Origin of the sequence: Aquirufa avitistagni, assembly GCF_042715545.1 — a bacterium.
Lineage (GTDB): Bacteria > Bacteroidota > Bacteroidia > Cytophagales > Spirosomataceae > Aquirufa > Aquirufa avitistagni.
Genome location: NZ_JBBKXZ010000003.1, coordinates 13,722 through 33,778 on the forward strand (window position 1 = coordinate 13,722; position 20,057 = coordinate 33,778).

Genomic DNA, 20,057 nt, shown 5'->3' on the forward strand with positions numbered 1-20,057 from the left:
CAGGCTTGAGGCGCTTTCGCGCCGATTCTTCGTGTGGGGAAAATCTTCAGACTAAAGTCTTCGGTTATTAACCCCAGGTTTTAACCTGGGGCTTACTGCAAAGCGTCTCTACACGAACGATTTTAACGCATTCCAAAACGCCATTTTCAATGGCTTTTCATCATCCGTCAACGTGGAAATAAAGCGCGGGAAATAATAAATTTTACTATCCCCGATAGCCACCACTTCTTGCGCCTGTAAGCCCGCAATGCTGTGCTCCCCCAAAAATATATAACGTGTAGCACGCGTTTTTTCAACAAATTCAGCTAGTGGAACCTGAATTTCCGCAGGATCTAACACCGACCAATTCGTTGCCGGTAGCACCATAGGCGGTGCAGAGAAAATTAAAGATAAACGGGATTTTTCAAGATCAGAGATCTCGCCAACAATCAGCCAAGGAGTAGATACATCTGGTATGTAAGCAGCAGCTGACGCCTCCACCGGAGCCTCCGCAACCTGACCCGCAGGGCGGTCGGCAGGAACCCAATAGATGACATCATCCACATACAAGGCCGCCAAATCTACTCCCTGATCCATGTTTATGCTAATGAACCGCGCAACACACACGCCTCACGATCTGGGCCTGTCGAAATAAAGTTGATCGGTAAATCTAAATGTTGCTCTAAAAATTTAATGTAAGCCGAAAGCTCAGCAGGCAATTCCTCAAAACGACGCATGCCTTCCAATGAACAATTCCAACCCTTCAAGGTTGCATACACTGGCTTCACTTTGATATCCGTGATCTCAAATGGAATTTGATCCGTCACCGTACCATCTGGCATTTCATAACCCGTACATACCAAAATTTCTTCAAAAATATTCAAGACATCCGCCTTCATCATGATCAACTGAGTTACCCCATTAATCATCATCGCATATTTTAAGGCTGGCAAATCGATCCAACCGCAACGACGCGGCCGACCAGTCGTTGAGCCAAATTCACGACCTTCCTGACGCATGCGCTCACCCACCTCATCCTCCAATTCCGTCGGGAATGGACCCGATCCCACACGTGTGGCATAGGCTTTAAAAATTCCAAAGACCTCACCAATGTTCTTTGGTGCGACACCAAGACCTGTGCAAGCACCCGCCGTGATGGTATTGGAAGAAGTTACAAATGGATAAGATCCAAAGTCAACGTCCAACAAAGATCCTTGCGCACCTTCCGCCAAAATTGTCTTACCAGCTTGAATCGCATGATTCACTGAATATTCAGAATCCACTAAATGGAATTCCTTCATAAACGCAACGGCCTCAAAAAACTCTTTCTCCGCAGCAGCTAAATCATACTCAAATTTATATACATCTAAAATCGCCTTATGACGATCTACCAAAGCATTGTATTTTACTGAAAAATCAGCCGAAATCATATCCCCCACACGCAATCCTTGACGGGAAATTTTATCCGTGTACGTTGGCCCAATACCCTTCAAGGTCGAACCAATCTTCGCATCACCTTTCGCTTTTTCATACGCCGCGTCCAACAAACGGTGCGTCGGTAAAATGATCGAAGCCTTCTTCGAAATCTCTAAATTCTTACGTAAATCTAAATTGAAATGCGCCAGGCCTTCAATCTCCTTTTTGAAAATAATCGGATCTAATACGACCCCATTACCAATGATATTCTGAACCTCCTGGCGAAAAATTCCTGATGGAATTTGATGTAAAACATGCTTAAATCCGTCAAACTCAAGGGTGTGACCCGCATTAGGTCCTCCTTGAAAACGTGCCACTACCTGGTAACGAGGTGCTAACACATCCACAATCTTTCCTTTACCTTCATCACCCCACTGTAGGCCTAATAATACATCAACTGCCATAAAATTGTAATCTATATGATAAAATTATTCTTGAGAACGCGCTTGGTACTGATCCCGTGACTCACATTGTTTCTTCGTACATGAACCATAAAAAATCAACGAATGGTGCATCACATTGAAATGTAACATCTCCCCCACCAAACTTTGAATGGTCTGAACACGTGGATCGCAAAATTCAGTCACTTTGTGACAATCTGTGCAAATTAAATGATCATGCTGACGGCGACCATACGACTTTTCAAATTGAGCTTGATTACGTCCAAACTGATGTTTGGCGACTAAATCACATTCAACCAACACATCTAATGTATTGTAAACCGTCGCACGCGAAACCTGATATTTCTTATTTTTCATGGAGATATATAACTCCTCCACATCAAAATGATCATCCCGCAAGTAAATCTCCTCCAAAATAGCAAAGCGCTCCGGAGTCTTCCGCAAACCCTTGTTCTCCAAGTAAGCTGTGAAAATCTTTTTAACCGAATCGAACTTCTCTATTTCTGCGGACATTATTGAAAAAAAACAACGTAAAATAAGGAAAAAAAAGGGAAAAAAGCTACTAATCTTCGCGCGCCACTTCGATCACACCTGAAACCATTTCTAGCTCTGTAACCAAACTTTCCAAGTGCGCGGTATCATTAATCATCAACGAAATTTTTCCTTCAAACAAACCGTCTTTCACCCCAATGGCAAGCGCGGTAATATTCACTTTTAACTCATCCGAAATCACCCGAGTCACATCATTAACTAATCCCACCCGGTCAATACCGCGTATCGTCAAATCCACCACAAAGGACATCTGGATCTGACTTGTCCACTGCGCCTTAATCACGCGATCCCCATGCCTTGACAATAATTCTGTCGAATTAGGACAGGTCGTCCGATGAATTTTTATCCCCTCATTAATCGTCACAAAACCAAAAACCTCATCCCCTGAAATAGGATTACAACACTTGGCTAAGGTATAATCCACCTTATCCATATCCTCACCAATCAACAACATATCCGAATCCTTGCGATCCTTCTCGACCTGCCGCATCCCACTCTTGAACGTCTTCGTATCCGTAATCGGCGATTGAATTGACTTTTCTGCCTGCTTACGTTCATGCAATTCTTTGTCCAACTTCCAATGTTTGAGTTGGTCTACCGATATGTAATTCTTCCCAAAACGGTAGAACAAATCATTGGCATCTTTGGCATTAAAATAGGCCCGCAATTGATTTGTAATTTCCAACGTCAAATTTGGATAACCCAAATGCTTCAACCGATGCTCAACCAAATCGCGACCCGTAATCAAATACGTTTTATTCTCCTCTTTGATAAATTCCTTAATCCGCGCTTTCGCCTTGGTCGTCGTCACAATCCGCAACCAATCTTCCGATGGCTTCTGCTTAGACGATGTTAAAATTTCAAGCTGATCACCATTGGCCAATTTGTGCGAGAGGGGCACCAACTTCCCACCCACTTTAGCACCAATGCAATGACCGCCCACCTCCGAGTGAATTTCAAATGCAAAATCGAGGGCGGTAGCGCCCACTTGCAAGACGACTAATTTGCCTTTTGGTGTAAAAACAAATACCTCTTCGTTGTATAGCGAGTTTTTGATATCGTCCACAAGCTCGACGGCCGACTGGCTTTTGTCGTTTGTTTCGAGCGCTTCACGTACTTGGCTTAACCAAGACTCAAAAGCCTGCGAAGTACGCGTATCCGTTCCTTTATATTTAAAGTGAGCAGCTACCCCTTTTTCGGCAATTTCATCCATGCGCTTCGAACGAATCTGCACCTCCACCCAGCGTCCCTCCTTATCATTTCCAAAAGGCATACTCATAACCGTGGTATGCAAAGATTCATATCCGTTCGATTTGGGGGTTGAAACCCAGTCCTTCAAACGGCTTGGATTCGGGCGATAATGATCCGTGACAATACTGTAGACTTCCCAACATTCCCCCTTCTCACGCTCCAGCGGCACATCTAAGACGACACGAATCGCGAACAAATCGTAAATCTTCTCAAATGGTGTGTCTGATTTTTTTATCTTATTGTAAATCGAATAAATCGATTTGGGGCGCCCCTTAATGGTGTATTTTATTCCCCGCTCTTCCAACGACTTTTTGATGGGGCGAATGAACTGTTCCACAAAACTTTCGCGGTTCTGCTTGTTCTCCATCAACTTAAGGGCAATCTCCTTATACGCTTCCGTCTCCGTAAACTTCAAGCCCAAATCCTCTAATTCCGTCTTGATGGCATTTAATCCCAATCGGTGCGCTAGAGGCGCGTACAAGTAAATGGTCTCCGAAGCAATTTTTAATTGCTTCTCCTTTGCCATACTTTCCAGCGTACGCATGTTATGCAAACGATCAGCCAGCTTAATCAAAATCACGCGAATGTCATCTGAAAGCGTCAGCAACATCTTACGGAAATTCTCCGCCTGCTGCGAAGATCCATATTCAAATGTCCCGGAAATCTTGGTCAAGCCATCGATAATCTGGGCAATCTTGGGATTGAAAAGTTTTTCAATTTCCACCAATGTTGTATTCGTGTCCTCAACCACATCATGCATTAATGCCGCAATAATTGACGTAGTACCTAAGCCAATTTCCTCCACACAAATTTGTGCAACAGCTAATGGGTGATAGATGTAAGGCTCGCCCGATTTACGACGCATTTCCTTGTGGGCATCTGCCGACAATAAAAAGGCTTTCTTGATTTCTTTGGCATCATCGTCTTTTAGATACGGTTTGGCCGTACGCAAAAGCTTGCGATAGCGTTTTAAAATCTCCAGACGTTCCGCTTCTAAATCAATGATCATATCACTTGGCTTGAATTAATGCGACCGCCATCGCGGAAATACCCTCAGCTCTACCCACAAATCCCAATCCTTCCGAAGTTGTTGCCTTCACAGAAATTTGATCTATGTCAATGTCCATGACAAAGGCTAAATTTTCTTTAATCGATGGAATATGTGGATTTAACTTCGGGCGATCTAACACCACGGTTACATCCACATTCCCCACTTCCCAGCCTTTATCTCGAATCATCTCCATCACCTTTTTCAACAATAACGTTGACGCCACTCCCTTCCACATCGGATCGGTATCTGAAAAATGATACCCAATATTGCGCATATTCGCAGCACCCAAAAGTGCGTCACACAACGCATGACAAACTAAATCTGCATCCGAATGTCCCAAGGGACCAAAATCGCTCGGAATCTCCACACCTCCTAATATAAATGGCCGACCTTCCACCCATTTGTGAACATCATACCCTTGTCCTACCCTGATTTTCATGCTACCTGTTGTTTACGATAAAGCAATGTATTCTTTTTGCCGCGAACAAATAAATGCTCAGCCCAATATTGTAAATCTTTCAGCGGAACGGCAGCTATATGTGACGCCTCGGTATTGACAAAATCAACATTTCCTGCATTCGCCGCCATGGCCAAATTCATCGCCCGGTTCAACACTTCTACCTCACCAAAAACTAAAGATGCCTCCGCTTGATTTTTGACACGCTGCAAATCAGTCTCCTGAATTCCCGCTTGTACAAAATTTGCTATGGCTTCATCCAATGCCTTCTCTGCCTCCGCCAGTGTAATTCCTTCAGCCACCTGCCCTTGTATCACCAATAATCCCGGATCCAATGAACCTGTTTGATGCGCACTCAATGAATCAAAAATACGCGCATCTTGAACTAGATGTACATATAGAAAAGATGATTCATTTCTCCCAAGTAAATCACTCATCAAATCAACCGCGTGAAAACCAGCTTGATAGCGCCCCGGAACCGGATATGCCCGATAGATTCGATCGGCTGGAACATCCGCCGAAATCTCCATCCGTCGATCTTCTTTTTGCTCCGGTTCTTGGATGCGAAAACGCTCCGGCTTTTCACCACCCGGAATCGGCTCAAACCACTTTTTGGCGAGCACCTTTACTTCGTCAACAGTCACCTTTCCTGCGACCACTAGTATCGCATTCGCAGGCACATAATAGCGGGCAAAAAAGGCCTTGACATCATCCAAGGTCGCTTCTTCAATATGTTTAATATCTGCCCCGATCGTAGCCCAACGGTACGGATGTACCGCATAAATCAATGGACGAAACTTCAACCATAAGTCGCCGTACGGTTGATTTAAGTAACGTTGCTTAAATTCTTCAATCACCACTTTGCGCTGAACTTCTAATGATTCCGGATTAAAGGCCAATTGTTTCATGCGATCGGACTCTAACCAAAAAGCCGTTTCTAAATTTTGGCTTGGGACTGAAATATAATAATTAGTTAGGTCTGGGGTCGTAAATGCATTGTTTTCACCGCCCACCCGTTGCAATGGCGTATCGTAATTGGGAATATTTTCTGATCCCCCAAACATTAAATGCTCGAACAAATGTGCGAAGCCGGTACGATGTGCTTCCTCATCACGAGACCCCACATCATAAATAACATCCATCACCGCAAGCGTGGTGGTCGGATCCTCGTGAACGATCACCTGAAGACCATTAGCAAGCGTAAATTGTTCGTATGAAATCATGGGGTATGAATAAAAAAGAAATAGAAACAAAAGTAAAAAATTAGGCCCAAAAACCACAGAGCTTCCCTATTTTTACAATTCAATTTTTAACTATGCGCAAACTGCTCGTTGGCATTTTTCTTTTAACCTCCCTTCCCAGCTTCAGTCAGCTCCTCCAAGATGCTCAGGCCAAGGCACTTATTTCCCAAGGATTGGACCACTTGTATGCCTACGACTTCAAGGAATCGATGGATGATTTCAATGCAGTGAAAGCCAAATACCCCAAAAACCCTGCCGGCTATTTACTTTCAGCCATGCAGCTTGAAAAACAATATTTCCCGTTAAACGACCATCCTGCTCAAAGTAGAGCCTATTTAGCTTTTTTGGAACTGACATACTCTTTGGCATCCGAAGCCTACGAACGCAATCACAATGACCAAGAAGCCGTATTTTTCTGCATCTCATCCCTCGGATTTTTAGCTGCGTATGAAAATGATTATCAAAACTATGTGAAGGCGGTCAACTACACGCGGAAGGCGTATGCCCATTTGAAAATTGGGTTACGAAATACGGAGCGCCAACCGGAATTTTTGTATTCAGCGGGTATCTATAATTACTACCGCATCGTTTATCCAGAACTACATTCCGTCATTCGCCCCTTCATGGTTTTTTTCGAAGATGGGAATAAGCGGTTGGGATTGTCTCAACTGGAAGCAGCCATTCGCAAATCAACGTTTGTGAAGAATGAGTCTACTTTTTATTTGGCGTATGTGTATAATAAATATGAAGGTACGCCGAGTAAGGGACTACCTTATTCCGAAATATTAGTCACTAAATACCCAGAAAACCATTTGTTCAACATGCAGAGAGCTGAGTTGTTGACACTTGCTGGTCAATATGAAGCTGCGGAGGAATTCATCCAAAAACTGGAGAAATCAAAATCCGCCTATATGATGGGGGCGGCGCACGTGTTTCGAGGCATGCGCGAGGAATTTGAAAAGAAAAGATATAACGTGGCGGAAGCTCATTATGGTAAAGCCATGCAGCATCCTTGGGAAGAACGATTTACCAAAGACATCCACGGCCTAGCGCTCATGGGTATTGCGCGCATCGAAAACCGAAAAGGCAATCGGGCTAAAGCTTTGAATTGGGCGAGAAAAGCAGCCGAATTTGTCGAATATAAAAATTCGATCGAAGAACAAAAAAGACTTGTCAACGCATATGGAAAGTAGAGAAGCAGGCATCGAACGCCTTTATCCGAAGATCTGGGGACGCATGTCCGCCCGCTATTATTACCTGCACCAGCTCCGTAAGCAACTCGAACGGGTCATCAGTTTATATGTGAGGCATTCGCCACATCAGTTGATTGCCGACTACGGTTGCGGGAATAAACCCTACGAACCCTTATTTGCCCCATTTGTGGAGCAGTATATCGGATTAGATTTGGCCTATAACACAAAAGCGGATGTAACCGTAGATCCCAAAGGCGTGATTGATATGCCCGATGCCACCGTAGGATTTGTATTATCTACCCAGGTACTCGAACACGTAGAAGACCCAAAAGCCTATTTAAAAGAGGCGCATCGGATTTTAGCGAAGGATGGAAACTTGATTTTGTCGACACATGGTTATTGGATGTTTCATCCGGACCCAACGGATTTTTGGCGCTGGACGTCGACAGGCCTGAAAAAAATCGTTCAAGAAGCTGGATTTGAAGTGGTTTATTTCGAAGGTATTTTAGGTCGCTCTTCGATGGGCCTTCAATTGTTTCAGGATGGCATTCTTTTCAAGCTACCTAAATTTGCTCGACCCGTTTTATCCATCATCATGCAACCGCTCATTATCTTTTTTGATAAGATTATCGGATCAAAATCCCGTAATGAAGATGCGTGTACCTTTATTCTCGTAGCGAAGAAAGTCTAGCCTGTTCGTAGGCAAAGGTTTTTTCGAATGCTTCAGCCAAAGGACTGAGCGTGAAAGGAATCATTGATTTTAGCTTACTAATATCCAAACTTACTTGTTGGACATCCGTTGGCATCGCCTCCACAAATTCTACCTGAAAATGCGGCATGCGTTGTTTCACCAAATCGATGATTTGGACTAAGGAAAGTGTTTGGCCTGAACCAATATTAATCGTTTGATTTTTAACATCGGAAGCCATCAGTTGCATCAAGGCCTGCGCAATATCCTCCGCAAACAAATAATCTTTCGCCTGACTTCCATCTCCCCAAACCACAAAGGTCTCGCCCTTTAATGCTTTTCGAACCGCAATGTTTATGACACCTTGCGTTTCAGAACGATGATGCAAACCAAAAGGATTGGATAAGCGCAAAATCAAATAATCGATTTGATATAAATGGGCATACAAACGAATGTAATGCTCCACGGCCAGTTTGATAATGCCGTAGGAACTAATCGGCTGGCACGCTTGATTTTCTTTTTTATGACTCGGCTCCTCATTTCCATAGACCGCACCACCCGAAGAAAGGTAAACGATTTGCGTACAACCAAAGGCCTTCATCACCTCCATCAAACCGATGGTTGGCAATAAATTTGTCTCCACATCTGCCTGAATATTCTGCGTAGACAACGCAGGAATAATCGAACTCGCAAAATGAAAGACATGTGTAAAGGAATGTTTTTCGAATAAATGCTGAAGCAAATTAGCATCTGCATAATCGCCGGCAACAAAAATCACATCGGGAAATTGAATCGAAGATTCAGGAATCTCTTGGGAAAGGACAACGATCTCAGGCGCGTTACCTGCTTGTTTTTGAACAAAATCAAGCAAATTATACCCTAAGAAACCAGCACCACCTACAAGTAGAATTTTATCCATGACCACAGTATGTAAAGCAAAAATAGGGTAATTTCGTAGAAAATACCCCCAGCTATATGAATTTGCTTATTGCCCGATCGAATTTTCACTCCTATTCCGAGACGTTTATCGACGAGCAAATCAAGCAATTGCAACCTGTGGAAGTTCTGTATGAAGGCTGGCTACCCAACCAAACCTATAGCGGCAAATCCATTTATCCATTTCCGCTTTCGCACCTAGCTATCCGGGGTAGTTTAAGAAATCTAGTACCCGGTCTTTATCGGAAAATCTATCAGTATTACCTGAAAAGATTTTTACGCACAAATCATATCGATGCATTTTTGGCCAATTACGGACCACTGGGAAGTAATATTTACGAGGCTTGTCTTGCGTTAGGAATACCCTACTCGATTGTATTTTTAGGTTTCGATGCCAATGAAAAAAAGACGTTGGATACCTACCGGGCCGACTATGCAGCGATGCTACCAAAAGCCCAAGCGGTGATTGTTGTTGCGGCTTCCATGCGCGCAAATTTAGAAGCGATCGCAGGACCTTTGGCTAATTTATATGTCATTCCATGTGGGGTAGATGTGTCCACATTTAAACCGGGAGGTCAAAAATCAGAACGATTCACCTTCATTTCCGTGGCGCGATTTGCCGAGAAAAAAGGACCCATTCATACGCTTCGGGCGTTTGAAATGGTGATAAAACAATTTCCTCAGGCACGACTACAGATGATAGGCGATGGTCCCATGTGGGAAGAGGCGAAGGCATTTGTGCGCGAAAAGGGATTATCTGAACAGGTTGAATTTTTGGGAGCCATGTCACAGGCTGAATATTTGCCCTATTTACAAGCGGCAGATGTGTTTGTCCAACATTCCATTATTACAAAAGCTGGGGATTCGGAGGGAACTCCGGTAGCAATTTTAGAAGCGGCGGCTTGCGGCTTGCCAACGGTTTCGACCCGACATGCTGGTATACCTGATGCTGTCATTGAAGGCGAGACGGGATTGCTAACCGATGAACATGATGTTCAGGGAATGGCGGAAGCTTGCCTGTTTCTAATCCAAAACGAAGCAGACCGATTGCGCATGGGGGTGTCAGCTCGAAAACACATCGAAATGAACTACGACGTGGTGAAGCTCAGCCAAAAAATCAAAAGTGTCGTAAAATTTGTAGTTTTGTAGCTTATTCAAATCATGCATGGGAATCGTCATTCGGCAAAGTCTTAAAGCCTCCATCGTCACCTACTTGGGTACCGCGATCGGGACGTTCAATGTTATCTTTCTCTATAATCAGTTTTTAAGTCAGTCGGAAGTAGGTTTGATCGCGGGCGCCTTAGTCAGCATTCCGCTCATTTTTGCCTCCTTTACCCAGTTGGGAATTCCGCATATCGCGGTTCGATTTTTCCCACATTTTGATGATCCATCGAATGAGCATCGCGGGTTTTTCTCGTTTTTATTGATCTCTCCTTTAGTGGGTTGGGGACTTTTTACCTTAGGCTACATCGCCTTGCGTGGTACATTTAATGCCATTTACGCAACCAATTCCCCCCTATTACCTCAATATTTTTATTACATCATTCCGCTGACAGGAAGCTTTTTATATATGTCGGTGCTCGAATCCTACGCCCGTGTCCACCTGCGCATTGTCGTTCCAGCAATCATTCGGGAGTTCTATTTACGGGTGGCGAATGCCTGTTTGATCCTAGGATTTGGATTAGGTTATTTATCATTTGACCAGTTGGTGCAAGGCATTACCGCCTCCTACCTCGTGGCGGTCATCGCGCTTTTACTTTACATCAAGAAATTAAAACGATTTTACACGCGCTTGGATTTTTCCTTTTTGCGCCAACCGATCTTCAAGGAAATGGTGGCTTATGGCGGTTGGGTTATCTTAGCGGGAGCAAGTTTCACGTTGATACAGCATGTAGAAAAAATCATGCTTCCGGCGTATACGGGTGGATTGGGAACAACGGCCATTTTCGATATCAATTCCCGGATGGGATTGATGATTGCGATTCCACGTAACGTCATCGCGGCGATCAGTACGCCATTATTGGCCCAAGCATGGAAGCGAAATGACACCAGTCAGATCGAAGATATTTACAAAAAATCATCGCTCAATTTACTCTTAGTGGGCTGCTTTTTGTTTTTGCTTATTTGGTGTAATTTGGATTTCATCTACCAAATCATCCCAAGGCATGAGGTGTATGAAGCGGGGCGCTGGGTGGTTTTGATGGTGGGCATTTCGAAGATTATCGATATGGGCACGGGCTTAAATTCGGAGATCTTGATCAACTCCAAATACTACCGATATGACCTATTATTCTATATGATTTTAGCGGTGGGTATTGTGGTGGGCAACTTAATTTTCATCCCTTTATATTCGTATAATGGGGCGGCACTTGCGTCATTAATTGCGCTAGCGGGATATAATGCCATCAAGTATTTTTTCTTGTGGGCCAAAATGGGCTTGCAACCTTTTGAGTGGAAAACGGCTTGGATCGTGCTATTGAGTCTAGGTGTTTGGTATGTCGTGTCGTTTATTCCCGTCATAGGCGAGGGAGATTGGGTTGCTTGGATCCTAAATTTAGGCGTGCGTTCGACAGCGGTAGGATTGTTATTTTTCTTGGCTGGATGGGCGCTGGATTTATCACCCGATTTATCGGCATTGATTAAAAGTAAATTGAGCAAATGAAGTTGATGTCATTAGCGGGAGGTTTGCCGCATTATTACAATTTGGTCTTAAATAAACTTCAGCGCGAGATGGGTGTGGAGGTGTGTGTGGTGGTGCCCGCAAGTAAGGGTGCGACTTTGGGGGCTGGTGTTTTTGAGAGTAAAGATGGCATTGAGTTCAAGGTATTTTATCAGGAAGAATATACGACCTATTATGGAAAGAAGTTTTTCCGAGGACTGAAGGAATTGATTTTACAGGAGAAGCCGGATGTGTTGATGGTCAATTGGCCTTATCAGGCTTCATTTGTCTTTTATCCGAGTTGGTATAATTTCTTACGCCGCAATAACGTGGCACTCATTTCCAAGGAAATCCCATTTCAGGTACCTCATTATAATGAGGCAATTTCGTACTATTTACAAGGTGGAGGTGTGACGGAGAATAATCAGGCGCATCAGAAAAATACATCGATTCTGGCGCGTGTCAAGTTCATGATTGTCCGGGAGACACGTCGCTTATTTAGCAATCTAGTGGATGCGCATATTAATTATTTGGATGAGGCGGTAGCCATGCATGCATCCTATGGCGTCCCGGCGGAGAAGGTTTTTGTCACTGCCAATTCACCGGATACGGATGCTTTATTGGCCACTGCCAACCAGCTAAAAGATGTCCAAGCTAATCCCTTTCGATTGTTGCACATCGGACGTTTAGTGAAATGGAAGCAAGTGGATGTATTGATTGAAGCGGCCGTAGCATTACATGCGAAATATCCCCAGACCGAACTTAGTATTGTGGGCGATGGACCTGAATTGGAAGCGTTAAAAGCGCAAGCAGCAGTAAACGATTTCATCCAATTTCATGGAGGCATTTATGACCCTACCGAATTAGGCAAAATTACGTGCGAATCAGGCATCTATGTTTTGGCAGGCATGGGTGGTTTATCCATCAACGAGGCCATGTGTTTCTCGAAACCCGTGGTTTGCTCCGTGGCTGATGGGACGGAAAAGCGTTTAGTTCGTGAAGGGTATAATGGCCACTTTTTCAAGTCAGGATCTGTGGCAAGTTTAACATCGGTCATTGAAAATCTTTTTGCAGACCCGGCGCAAATCGCTGTGATGGGTAAGCGCTCACAAGAAATCATTGAGAAGGAAATCAATATTCATACGGTGCTAGGGAATTATATGGAGGCGTTTAAGTTTGCAATCAACAGTCGTCAGTAGTCAGTCAATAGTCGTCAGTCCGTATCCCTTTGGCAATCCCTTTGGCAATCCTTCCAGGTTTGCCAAAGTTTGAGACGCGAATGCGTCGATTCCCTAGGCTGAAGCCTAGGGTTATAAAACATACAGAGCATTGTTTGATAGGTAAGCCTACATTACCCCGCTTAACTCTTAATTCTCAACTCATTTCCTTATCTTTGTCCCCATCATTTCCTACAAAGATTTCTAAATGAAAGTAATTCAGGTAGTCGGCGCACGGCCAAATTTCATGAAAGTCGCACCGCTGCATCGCGCGATTCAAAATCTTCCCAACTGGACTTCTAAAATTGTACATACCGGGCAGCACTTTGACGCCAAAATGAGTGATGTTTTCTTCACGCAACTTGAATTACCGAAACCCGATTTCTTTCTAGGCATTGGAGGAGGTACTCACTCTGAAGTAACCGCCAAAATCATGTTGGCCTTCGAACCCATCCTCCTCGCAGAAAAACCCGACCTTGTTATCGTTGTAGGTGATGTCACCTCTACCCTCGCTTGTACCCTCGTCGCTATCAAAATGGGAATTCCATTAGCGCATGTGGAAGCTGGACTCCGTTCAGGTGACCGCAACATGCCGGAGGAAATCAATCGTATTTTGACTGATTCTGTGGCCAATTACCTCTTTGTTACGGAACAAAGCGGTATCGACCATTTGAAAAATGAAGGTGTACCCGACGAAAAAGTATTCTTTTCGGGCAACGTAATGATTGACTCCCTTGTGCGATACCAAGAAAAAGCGAAAAGCAGCACAATTTTAGAAGACCTTGGTCTAACGTCTAACGTCCAGCGTCCAACGTCTTATATAGTCATGACTATGCACCGACCGGCCAATGTCGACACGGAGCAAGGACTGAAATCCATCTTACGATTAATCGAACTAAGTACCACCCAAACCAAAGTCGTTTTCCCTATCCACCCACGCACACGTGCTCACATGGATAAATATGGATTGAGTGAGCAACTGAATACGAACCCAAATTTAATTTTAACCGAGCCTTTAGGCTATTTGGAATTCATCCAATTGATGAGCCATGCGCAAGCGATCCTAACCGATTCAGGCGGCATTCAAGAGGAAACAACATATCTCGGAATACCTTGTTTAACATTCCGCGATTCCACCGAAAGACCGATTACGGTAACCTTGGGGACGAATCAGTTATTGGCCGACCTCGACCCAGACAAAACATATCAAGCCCTCCTAAACATCTTGCAAGGAAATTGCAAACAAGGTCAAATACCACCACTTTGGGATGGAAAAGCTGCGGAACGCATCGCACAAACATTAGACCAAATCTGTAAAGCCTAATGTCTAAAGCGCTCAATATCGTCCTCCTTTCCTACCACAACCAAAATGGGGGTGCGGGCATTGCTGCGGGGCGGCTCCAACAAGCGCTTCAAAAAGCTGGCCATCAGGTGACGTATTTAGTGCAGGAAAAATCGGGAGATGATGGTGCTGAATTGATTCGAAAAGGCCTGTGGGCCAAACTAGGAAACTGGATCCGTTTTATCCTGGAACGCCTATATTTTCTGCCAAGTGAAAAAAGCAAATCCATCCGTTTCCTTTTCAATCCAGGATTAATTGGCCAGGATATCAGCCGCCATCCTGCCATTCAACAGGCGGATATTATTCATTTGCATTGGGTCAACTTTGGATTCCTGTCCATCAGTAACATTGAGCAACTGCTGAAATTGGGCAAACCAGTTATTTGGACTTTGCATGATATGTGGGCTTTTACGGGAGGTTGCCACCACAGCGGAGATTGCGAGAATTTTCAGACCAATTGTGGGTCGTGCAAATTTGTGAATAAACCCGAGCGCTGGGATATATCACATCGCATGTGGGCGCGCAAAATCTTTGCATTTGAGTACCCCAATTTACACATCATTACCTGCAGCGAATGGCTAAAATCACGTGCCGAAAAAAGCACCATCCTCGCGCATCGCAGCATTGAATCTATTCCAAATGCCTTGGATACCGAATTCTTTCAGCGGATATCCGACGCTAAAAATACGCTTCAACTTAACCCCATGAAACAATACATACTATTTGTTGCCATGCGGGTAAATACGCCAACCAAAGGTTTTAGTTACCTAAAAGAAGCACTAGAAATCTGGAAAAAAGAAAACCCAGCAACAGCCAAAAACACGGAATTATTACTTGTGGGCAATGTCATCGATAGCTACGAAATCAAGGCACTTCCCCTACCGGCAACAAGCTTGGGCCACATCGCTGATCCATCGAAAATGCGTTTGATCTATTCGGCGGCCGACGTATTTATTACCCCTTCTTTGGAAGAAAATTTACCCAACACCATCATGGAAGCGATGGCCTGCGGAACACCTTGCGTCGGCTTTCACGTGGGCGGCATCCCCGAAATGATTGACCATGAAGTGAACGGCTTTGTCGCGGAATACTTGTCGGCAAACGAACTCGCCTCCGGCATCCAATGGTCACTAAACCACACACCAAATGAGGCTGCACGCGATAAAGTAATAAGCAGCTATCAGGAAGATATTATTGCCCAAAAGCACAGCGAACTCTACTTCAAATACCTCCCGGATGGCCAAGCTTAGCATCATCACGATCACCTACCAGGCGGAGAAATTTCTGGAACGCACCATCCAAAGCATATTGGAACAGGGGCATCGTTCAGCCATTGAATATGTTATTGTCGATGGAGCTTCCACAGATGGAACGCTTGCATTGATTAATTCCTATCAGCAAGACATTGATCAGGTAATCTCTGAAAAAGATCGTGGCATTTATGATGCCATGAATAAGGGTCTTCAGGTAGTCAACGGTGAATATGTGCTGTTTTTGAATGCAGGGGACACTTTTGCCGCTAAAAATACGTTGGAGCTCATACTCACAGCGCTGGAATCAGATCCTGATGTACTCGTAGGCGATGCCATGTTTGTGGATATGCTTGGACAGGAAATAGGCCTGCGAAGCGTGGTGACGCCGCATCGAATTCCCAAAAAACTTACCTGGAAATCATATAAACGTGGCATGGTTATTTGCCACCAATCATTTATTGTCAAGCGTGACCTGGCCCCACGATATAATGTAGAATACCAGTTAAGCTCAGATATCGACTGGGAGATTAAATGCCTCAAGCTAAGCCACAAAACGATTCAATTGTCGGAGCCCATTTGCAGATACCTAATGGGAGGTGCCTCCGTACAAAATCTAAAAAGATCATGGACTGAGCGCTTTGAGGTTATGCAGAGCCATTTTGGGTTCATCCAAACACTAGTTGCTCACGGCTGGATTATCCTGAGAGGCGTAGCCTTTGCCCTGAAAAAAGGCGGAAAATATTGGTAACAGTGGTATATTGCGGCTCATGAAATTTTACCTCCTACTTGTTATTTCTTGCCTTTCGCTGGCTCCATGTTGGGCTCAAAAATTTCGTTTTTCAACCAGCCTTGGTACGAGCAGATTGAATTGGGGGGAAAGCCAACAAACATTAAATACAACGGCAGCATTGCAATTTCAAAAACCGGGTAAACCTACGCAGTTGTTTGGCCAATTAACCATAATCGGGAACCTGCAACGCACCCAGCTCGGTAATGAAAATGTGGCATTTAGGGGTGGAAAAGGGGAAATTGGCGTGAACCAATTCACGAAAATTGGATTTTTTGCAACCACGAGTGTGTATAGTATGAGCATGGCTAAAAAAATTCAAAGTGCGAATAACGACTTCTTGACAGATGAGAAATTTTCACTTCATGGACTACGCGCAGGAATTGGATTTAAATCGAAAGGAAAAGTAAAGACGACAGCTCAGGTCAAGGTTTTTAAACCTTTTTTAGCGCGGGTGAGTTTACAAGATTGGGAAAATAAACTAAGTACCCCACTCGATAATCCAATAGGTTATCAGGCTAGTGTTGAATTCCGGCTAACCAATTGGTCCTTCGGATTTGACTATGAACAAATTCAGTATGGGGGAACATTTGCCAATCTAAAATTAACAAGCGCCCAAGTAACTTACTTCTTTTAACATGCTTCTATCCATTTTACTAAGCTTCATGAGTTTTAGTGCTGACAGTACGATCAAAACGACCGAGCTAAATGAAGTAGTCGTTCGTGTTTTTGAACAAAAAAAATCCGCCTTTTCTAGTCCTGATGCCATTGCTATCTTGAATGCGCAAGACTTGACTCGCACAAATAATACCAGCTTTGTCACATCGCTAAACATGCAAGCTGGTGTGCGCATGGAAGAACGATCACCTGGTTCGTATCGCATGGCGATTCGGGGGAGTGCACTTCGTGCCCCTTTTGGTGTACGAAATGTGAAGGTTTATTGGAATCAAATGCCCCTAACGGATGCCGGAAACAATACCTATTTGGCCTTGATTGACCCCGATTTTTTTAATGAACTTACCATTATCAAAGGCCCAAGCGGCGGAATATATGGTGCGGGAACAGGTGGAGTTATGTTATTCAACAGCCCCAATGCCACGCAGAAAAAAATCATTCATCAGCAGGTTGCCAACAGCCTTGGAGGTTATAAACAGAGCTGGGATTTGCAGACAAATGGGCATCGGGTATATGCGAGCTATTGGAATCAAGAGGGATATCGGAAACAATCGGATATCAATAAACAATGGCTTTCGTATGAATACCACAAAGAATTAGGTCGAAATACACAACTAGATGTCATCACATACTTTGGCCGCGTGACGTACCAAACACCCGGTGGACTTACCCTAAAGCAATTCCAAGCTGATCCCCGACAAGCTAGACCAGCTGCAGGTGCATTTTTAAGTGCGGCTGACCAAAAAGCAACTTTTCGGTTGCAAACTTTAGGTGTAGGAGTCCAACTGACGAGTCGGTGGAATGAACACTGGAGTGCGACAAGTAATCGGTCAGCGCAACTAAATTTAATCGAAAACCCAACCATCCGTAACTATGAAATTCGGAAAGAGCTCAATTTTAGTAGTCGGAATGTCATCCACTTCAAAAATGATGACCTTAGCGTAGACGGTGGCCTTGAATTCCAAACGGGCATTTTTGATAGCCAAACTTTTGGAAATAAAAAAGGAACGAAAGACACGCTGCAGTTAACGCAAAATACTACTTTGCAAAACGCTAGTTTATTTCTGCAAGGGGAATATAAAATTAATAATTCCTGGAATCTGACCTTAGCCGGAAGTTACAATCAATTTTGGACAGAATTTATCGGCAATGAAGGTATCTTTTCGCCACGAATCGCCCTATTACATCATATAACACCACGGCAAAACCTAGTTGTCAAAGTCGTGCACGGCTATTCTCCTCCTAGCCTAGGTGAAATTCGACCATCGACCGGCATTATCAATAGATCACTTCGTGCAGAAAAAGGCTGGAACAAAGAGGTGAGTTGGCGCGGCAAATCCAAATTCCTACAATGGAATCTGAGCGTATACCAATTTGACCTCAATGAAACGATTGTGATTCGTCGGGCCGCTGATGGATCCGAGTATTTTGATAATGTGGGGAGGACACGCCAACAAGGAATCGAGTTGAGCCATGTGTGGAAAATAGGGCAGAATCTTGAACTGACTAATGCCGAAACGATTCAAAACTTTCGCTTTGTCAACTATCAAATTGCGGGCAAAAACTTCTCCGGAAACCGGTTGACGGGAACGAGTCCGTTCCAACATGCCAGTACGGTGAGTTATGCGATTTCGCCATGGATTCGTTGGCATATGCAATACACCTACACCGATAAAATTTACCTAAATGATGCCAATACGGACCAATTACCTGCAGTTCATTTATGGAATTCAAAGGTAGAGTACCAGCGTGGAAAATGGAATGTTTGGCTAAGTGCAGAGAATATAGGCGATACGATGTATACGTCAGGACCTGATTTAAATGCATTAGGCGGACGTTATTATAATACGTCGGCAGGTCGTAATTTCAGTTTGGGACTTAAACTTTTGTTCAACTAGTAGGGCGCATTGCTCCTTCAATCTTTTCAAAATCTTAAAAGTGAGCTTAGTTTTGGGAAACGAGCCCAAGCTACCAATTTAAAAACTCAAAATACCGAGCTTAAAATTCCGTCGACTAAGTACTGTATTTAGACAATTATAGATATAAAGTATACTAATCGGTACATTGTATACGTTAGTCCTCATATTACTTAAATAAATCGAATGCATTTAGGTAAGTTCACAACTAACACTAGTATTCGAAAAAACAAACACACCTATGCACAATTCAATCCGCCTAACGGCCTTATGCCTTGGATTATTTGCCGTGAACGCACAAGCCCAAGAAGCAACTAGCTCACCTATTGTCATTAAAAATGACAGTAGTTCATCCTCAAAAGCCAAAACACTTTTTGGCGGTCTTAAAAAAAATCCAGTTCAAACATTTGGGCTTAGCATCTCACCCATAGTCCAGTTCGGCCAAATAGGTACGCAAGCTGGCATAGCCGCGGCACTTCATCTCAACAATTCATGGGAAATTGGCGCAAGCGTTTTACGTAAATTACGGGACGAAAATGCATCAAAAAGTCCACAATCGTTTCATGCCTTTACTGTTGCTTACACACCTAAAGCAAACTCCCTTTTTCATGTAAGTTTTCCACTAGCCATTGGGGTTATTAGTACACGAGGAGATCGGTTGGATGCAGATTTCGACACTGATAATATCAGGCCACAATCGATGAAACGTCGCCATGATGACCACGATGATGATCGCTTCGAATTCGGATTTCGGGGAAATAAGGCAATAGGGATTCAGCCTGGAATACAAGTTGAACTAAACGTATTGAAAAATGTACGGTTATTTACTGCTGCCAACTATCGTTTTGCGGTGGGCGAACATAGCACAAAAGACATGCAAGGATTTTCTGGACAGGTGGGGATTAAACTAGGTATTTTCGACCATAAATTCGGATTCAAAAAGAAGTAAACTAAAATTGATCTACCCTTAAAAACAAAAAAGC

The 20,057-nt window shown here is 43.8% G+C and carries 18 protein-coding genes; 11 read left to right on the top strand and 7 right to left on the bottom strand.

What is annotated here, in order from left to right; all coding sequences use genetic code 11:
• Nucleotides 1–108 precede the first annotated feature (108 nt).
• Genes U0R10_RS08465 through U0R10_RS08490 form a run of 6 tightly spaced genes read right to left on the bottom strand, consistent with a single transcriptional unit; the run spans nucleotide 109 to nucleotide 6,390 of the window.
• Nucleotides 109–576: a hypothetical protein gene (locus U0R10_RS08465; RefSeq protein WP_377983534.1), complete on the bottom strand. Its 468-nt coding sequence runs from the start codon at nucleotides 574–576 to the stop codon at nucleotides 109–111.
• A gap of 2 nt (nucleotides 577–578) precedes the next feature.
• Nucleotides 579–1,859 (bottom strand): adenylosuccinate synthase, encoded by a 1,281-nt coding sequence (locus U0R10_RS08470; protein WP_377983535.1) that lies wholly within the window; start codon nucleotides 1,857–1,859, stop codon nucleotides 579–581.
• A gap of 24 nt (nucleotides 1,860–1,883) precedes the next feature.
• On the bottom strand, nucleotides 1,884–2,369 hold the full coding sequence (locus U0R10_RS08475) for a Fur family transcriptional regulator (RefSeq protein WP_377983536.1): 486 nt from the start codon (nucleotides 2,367–2,369) through the stop codon (nucleotides 1,884–1,886).
• 49 nt (nucleotides 2,370–2,418) lie between these two features.
• The gene (locus U0R10_RS08480) at nucleotides 2,419–4,668 is read right to left on the bottom strand and encodes a RelA/SpoT family protein (RefSeq protein WP_377983537.1); all 2,250 of its coding nucleotides are present in this window, start codon (nucleotides 4,666–4,668) and stop codon (nucleotides 2,419–2,421) included.
• A gap of 1 nt (nucleotide 4,669) precedes the next feature.
• Nucleotides 4,670–5,149, bottom strand: a complete 480-nt coding sequence (gene ispF, locus U0R10_RS08485) for a 2-C-methyl-D-erythritol 2,4-cyclodiphosphate synthase (RefSeq protein ID WP_377983538.1) — start codon at nucleotides 5,147–5,149, stop codon at nucleotides 4,670–4,672.
• Nucleotides 5,146–6,390, bottom strand: a complete 1,245-nt coding sequence (locus U0R10_RS08490) for a M16 family metallopeptidase (RefSeq protein WP_377983539.1) — start codon at nucleotides 6,388–6,390, stop codon at nucleotides 5,146–5,148. The genes ispF and U0R10_RS08490 overlap by 4 nt, the downstream gene beginning before the upstream one ends.
• 92 nt (nucleotides 6,391–6,482) lie before the next feature.
• Between U0R10_RS08490 and U0R10_RS08495 the strand changes: the two genes are divergently transcribed.
• Nucleotides 6,483–7,601 carry a hypothetical protein gene (locus U0R10_RS08495; protein ID WP_377983540.1) on the top strand — a complete coding sequence of 373 codons (1,119 nt, stop codon included), beginning with the start codon at nucleotides 6,483–6,485 and terminating at the stop codon, nucleotides 7,599–7,601.
• Nucleotides 7,591–8,292, top strand: a complete 702-nt coding sequence (locus U0R10_RS08500) for a class I SAM-dependent methyltransferase (RefSeq protein WP_377983541.1) — start codon at nucleotides 7,591–7,593, stop codon at nucleotides 8,290–8,292. The genes U0R10_RS08495 and U0R10_RS08500 overlap by 11 nt, the downstream gene beginning before the upstream one ends.
• Here U0R10_RS08500 and U0R10_RS08505 read toward each other — a convergent pair.
• Nucleotides 8,267–9,208 (bottom strand): NAD-dependent epimerase/dehydratase family protein, encoded by a 942-nt coding sequence (locus U0R10_RS08505; RefSeq protein ID WP_377983542.1) that lies wholly within the window; start codon nucleotides 9,206–9,208, stop codon nucleotides 8,267–8,269. The genes U0R10_RS08500 and U0R10_RS08505 overlap by 26 nt on opposite strands.
• 56 nt (nucleotides 9,209–9,264) lie before the next feature.
• Here U0R10_RS08505 and U0R10_RS08510 point away from each other — a divergent pair, with 56 nt between their 5' ends.
• The 9 genes from U0R10_RS08510 to U0R10_RS08550 all read left to right on the top strand — a co-directional run bounded on the left by U0R10_RS08510 (nucleotide 9,265) and on the right by U0R10_RS08550 (nucleotide 20,023).
• Complete coding sequence (locus tag U0R10_RS08510; protein ID WP_377983543.1) at nucleotides 9,265–10,374, top strand: glycosyltransferase; 1,110 nt, start codon at nucleotides 9,265–9,267, stop codon at nucleotides 10,372–10,374.
• Nucleotides 10,375–10,390: 16 nt separating this feature from the next.
• Complete coding sequence (locus U0R10_RS08515) at nucleotides 10,391–11,887, top strand: lipopolysaccharide biosynthesis protein (protein ID WP_377983544.1); 1,497 nt, start codon at nucleotides 10,391–10,393, stop codon at nucleotides 11,885–11,887.
• The gene (locus U0R10_RS08520; RefSeq protein ID WP_377983545.1) at nucleotides 11,884–13,083 is read left to right on the top strand and encodes a glycosyltransferase family 4 protein; all 1,200 of its coding nucleotides are present in this window, start codon (nucleotides 11,884–11,886) and stop codon (nucleotides 13,081–13,083) included. The genes U0R10_RS08515 and U0R10_RS08520 overlap by 4 nt, the downstream gene beginning before the upstream one ends.
• A 226-nt stretch (nucleotides 13,084–13,309) precedes the next feature.
• Nucleotides 13,310–14,425: a non-hydrolyzing UDP-N-acetylglucosamine 2-epimerase gene (wecB, locus tag U0R10_RS08525; protein WP_377983546.1), complete on the top strand. Its 1,116-nt coding sequence runs from the start codon at nucleotides 13,310–13,312 to the stop codon at nucleotides 14,423–14,425.
• Complete coding sequence (locus U0R10_RS08530) at nucleotides 14,425–15,693, top strand: glycosyltransferase (RefSeq protein WP_377983547.1); 1,269 nt, start codon at nucleotides 14,425–14,427, stop codon at nucleotides 15,691–15,693. Before wecB ends, U0R10_RS08530 begins: the two co-directional genes overlap by 1 nt.
• Entirely contained in the window at nucleotides 15,680–16,444 is a 765-nt protein-coding gene (locus tag U0R10_RS08535; RefSeq protein ID WP_377983548.1) for a glycosyltransferase family 2 protein, read from the top strand. Before U0R10_RS08530 ends, U0R10_RS08535 begins: the two co-directional genes overlap by 14 nt.
• A 19-nt stretch (nucleotides 16,445–16,463) precedes the next feature.
• On the top strand, nucleotides 16,464–17,120 hold the full coding sequence (locus U0R10_RS08540) for a hypothetical protein (RefSeq protein ID WP_377983549.1): 657 nt from the start codon (nucleotides 16,464–16,466) through the stop codon (nucleotides 17,118–17,120).
• Nucleotide 17,121: 1 nt separating this feature from the next.
• The gene (locus U0R10_RS08545; RefSeq protein ID WP_377983550.1) at nucleotides 17,122–19,056 is read left to right on the top strand and encodes a TonB-dependent receptor; all 1,935 of its coding nucleotides are present in this window, start codon (nucleotides 17,122–17,124) and stop codon (nucleotides 19,054–19,056) included.
• Between the two features lie 259 nt (nucleotides 19,057–19,315).
• A complete protein-coding gene (locus tag U0R10_RS08550; protein ID WP_377983551.1) occupies nucleotides 19,316–20,023 on the top strand; it encodes a hypothetical protein in 708 nt (235 codons plus the stop codon).
• Nucleotides 20,024–20,057: the final 34 nt, after the last annotated feature.

Excerpts from the sequence above, each read along its gene's own strand:
- U0R10_RS08515 (WP_377983544.1), top strand. The coding sequence starts at position 10,391 with ATGGGAATCGTCATTCGGCAAAGTCTTAAAGCCTCCATCGTCACCTAC.
- U0R10_RS08520 (WP_377983545.1), top strand. The coding sequence starts at position 11,884 with ATGAAGTTGATGTCATTAGCGGGAGGTTTGCCGCATTATTACAATTTG.
- U0R10_RS08535 (WP_377983548.1), top strand. The coding sequence starts at position 15,680 with ATGGCCAAGCTTAGCATCATCACGATCACCTACCAGGCGGAGAAATTT.
- U0R10_RS08490 (WP_377983539.1), bottom strand. The coding sequence starts at position 6,390 with ATGATTTCATACGAACAATTTACGCTTGCTAATGGTCTTCAGGTGATC.
- U0R10_RS08510 (WP_377983543.1), top strand. The coding sequence starts at position 9,265 with ATGAATTTGCTTATTGCCCGATCGAATTTTCACTCCTATTCCGAGACG.
- U0R10_RS08470 (WP_377983535.1), bottom strand. The coding sequence starts at position 1,859 with ATGGCAGTTGATGTATTATTAGGCCTACAGTGGGGTGATGAAGGTAAA.
- U0R10_RS08505 (WP_377983542.1), bottom strand. The coding sequence starts at position 9,208 with ATGGATAAAATTCTACTTGTAGGTGGTGCTGGTTTCTTAGGGTATAAT.
- U0R10_RS08545 (WP_377983550.1), top strand. The coding sequence starts at position 17,122 with ATGCTTCTATCCATTTTACTAAGCTTCATGAGTTTTAGTGCTGACAGT.
- U0R10_RS08495 (WP_377983540.1), top strand. The coding sequence starts at position 6,483 with ATGCGCAAACTGCTCGTTGGCATTTTTCTTTTAACCTCCCTTCCCAGC.
- wecB (WP_377983546.1), top strand. The coding sequence starts at position 13,310 with ATGAAAGTAATTCAGGTAGTCGGCGCACGGCCAAATTTCATGAAAGTC.
- ispF (WP_377983538.1), bottom strand. The coding sequence starts at position 5,149 with ATGAAAATCAGGGTAGGACAAGGGTATGATGTTCACAAATGGGTGGAA.
- U0R10_RS08540 (WP_377983549.1), top strand. The coding sequence starts at position 16,464 with ATGAAATTTTACCTCCTACTTGTTATTTCTTGCCTTTCGCTGGCTCCA.
- U0R10_RS08500 (WP_377983541.1), top strand. The coding sequence starts at position 7,591 with ATGGAAAGTAGAGAAGCAGGCATCGAACGCCTTTATCCGAAGATCTGG.
- U0R10_RS08480 (WP_377983537.1), bottom strand. The coding sequence starts at position 4,668 with ATGATCATTGATTTAGAAGCGGAACGTCTGGAGATTTTAAAACGCTAT.
- U0R10_RS08550 (WP_377983551.1), top strand. The coding sequence starts at position 19,316 with ATGCACAATTCAATCCGCCTAACGGCCTTATGCCTTGGATTATTTGCC.
- U0R10_RS08530 (WP_377983547.1), top strand. The coding sequence starts at position 14,425 with ATGTCTAAAGCGCTCAATATCGTCCTCCTTTCCTACCACAACCAAAAT.
- U0R10_RS08475 (WP_377983536.1), bottom strand. The coding sequence starts at position 2,369 with ATGTCCGCAGAAATAGAGAAGTTCGATTCGGTTAAAAAGATTTTCACA.
- U0R10_RS08465 (WP_377983534.1), bottom strand. The coding sequence starts at position 576 with ATGGATCAGGGAGTAGATTTGGCGGCCTTGTATGTGGATGATGTCATC.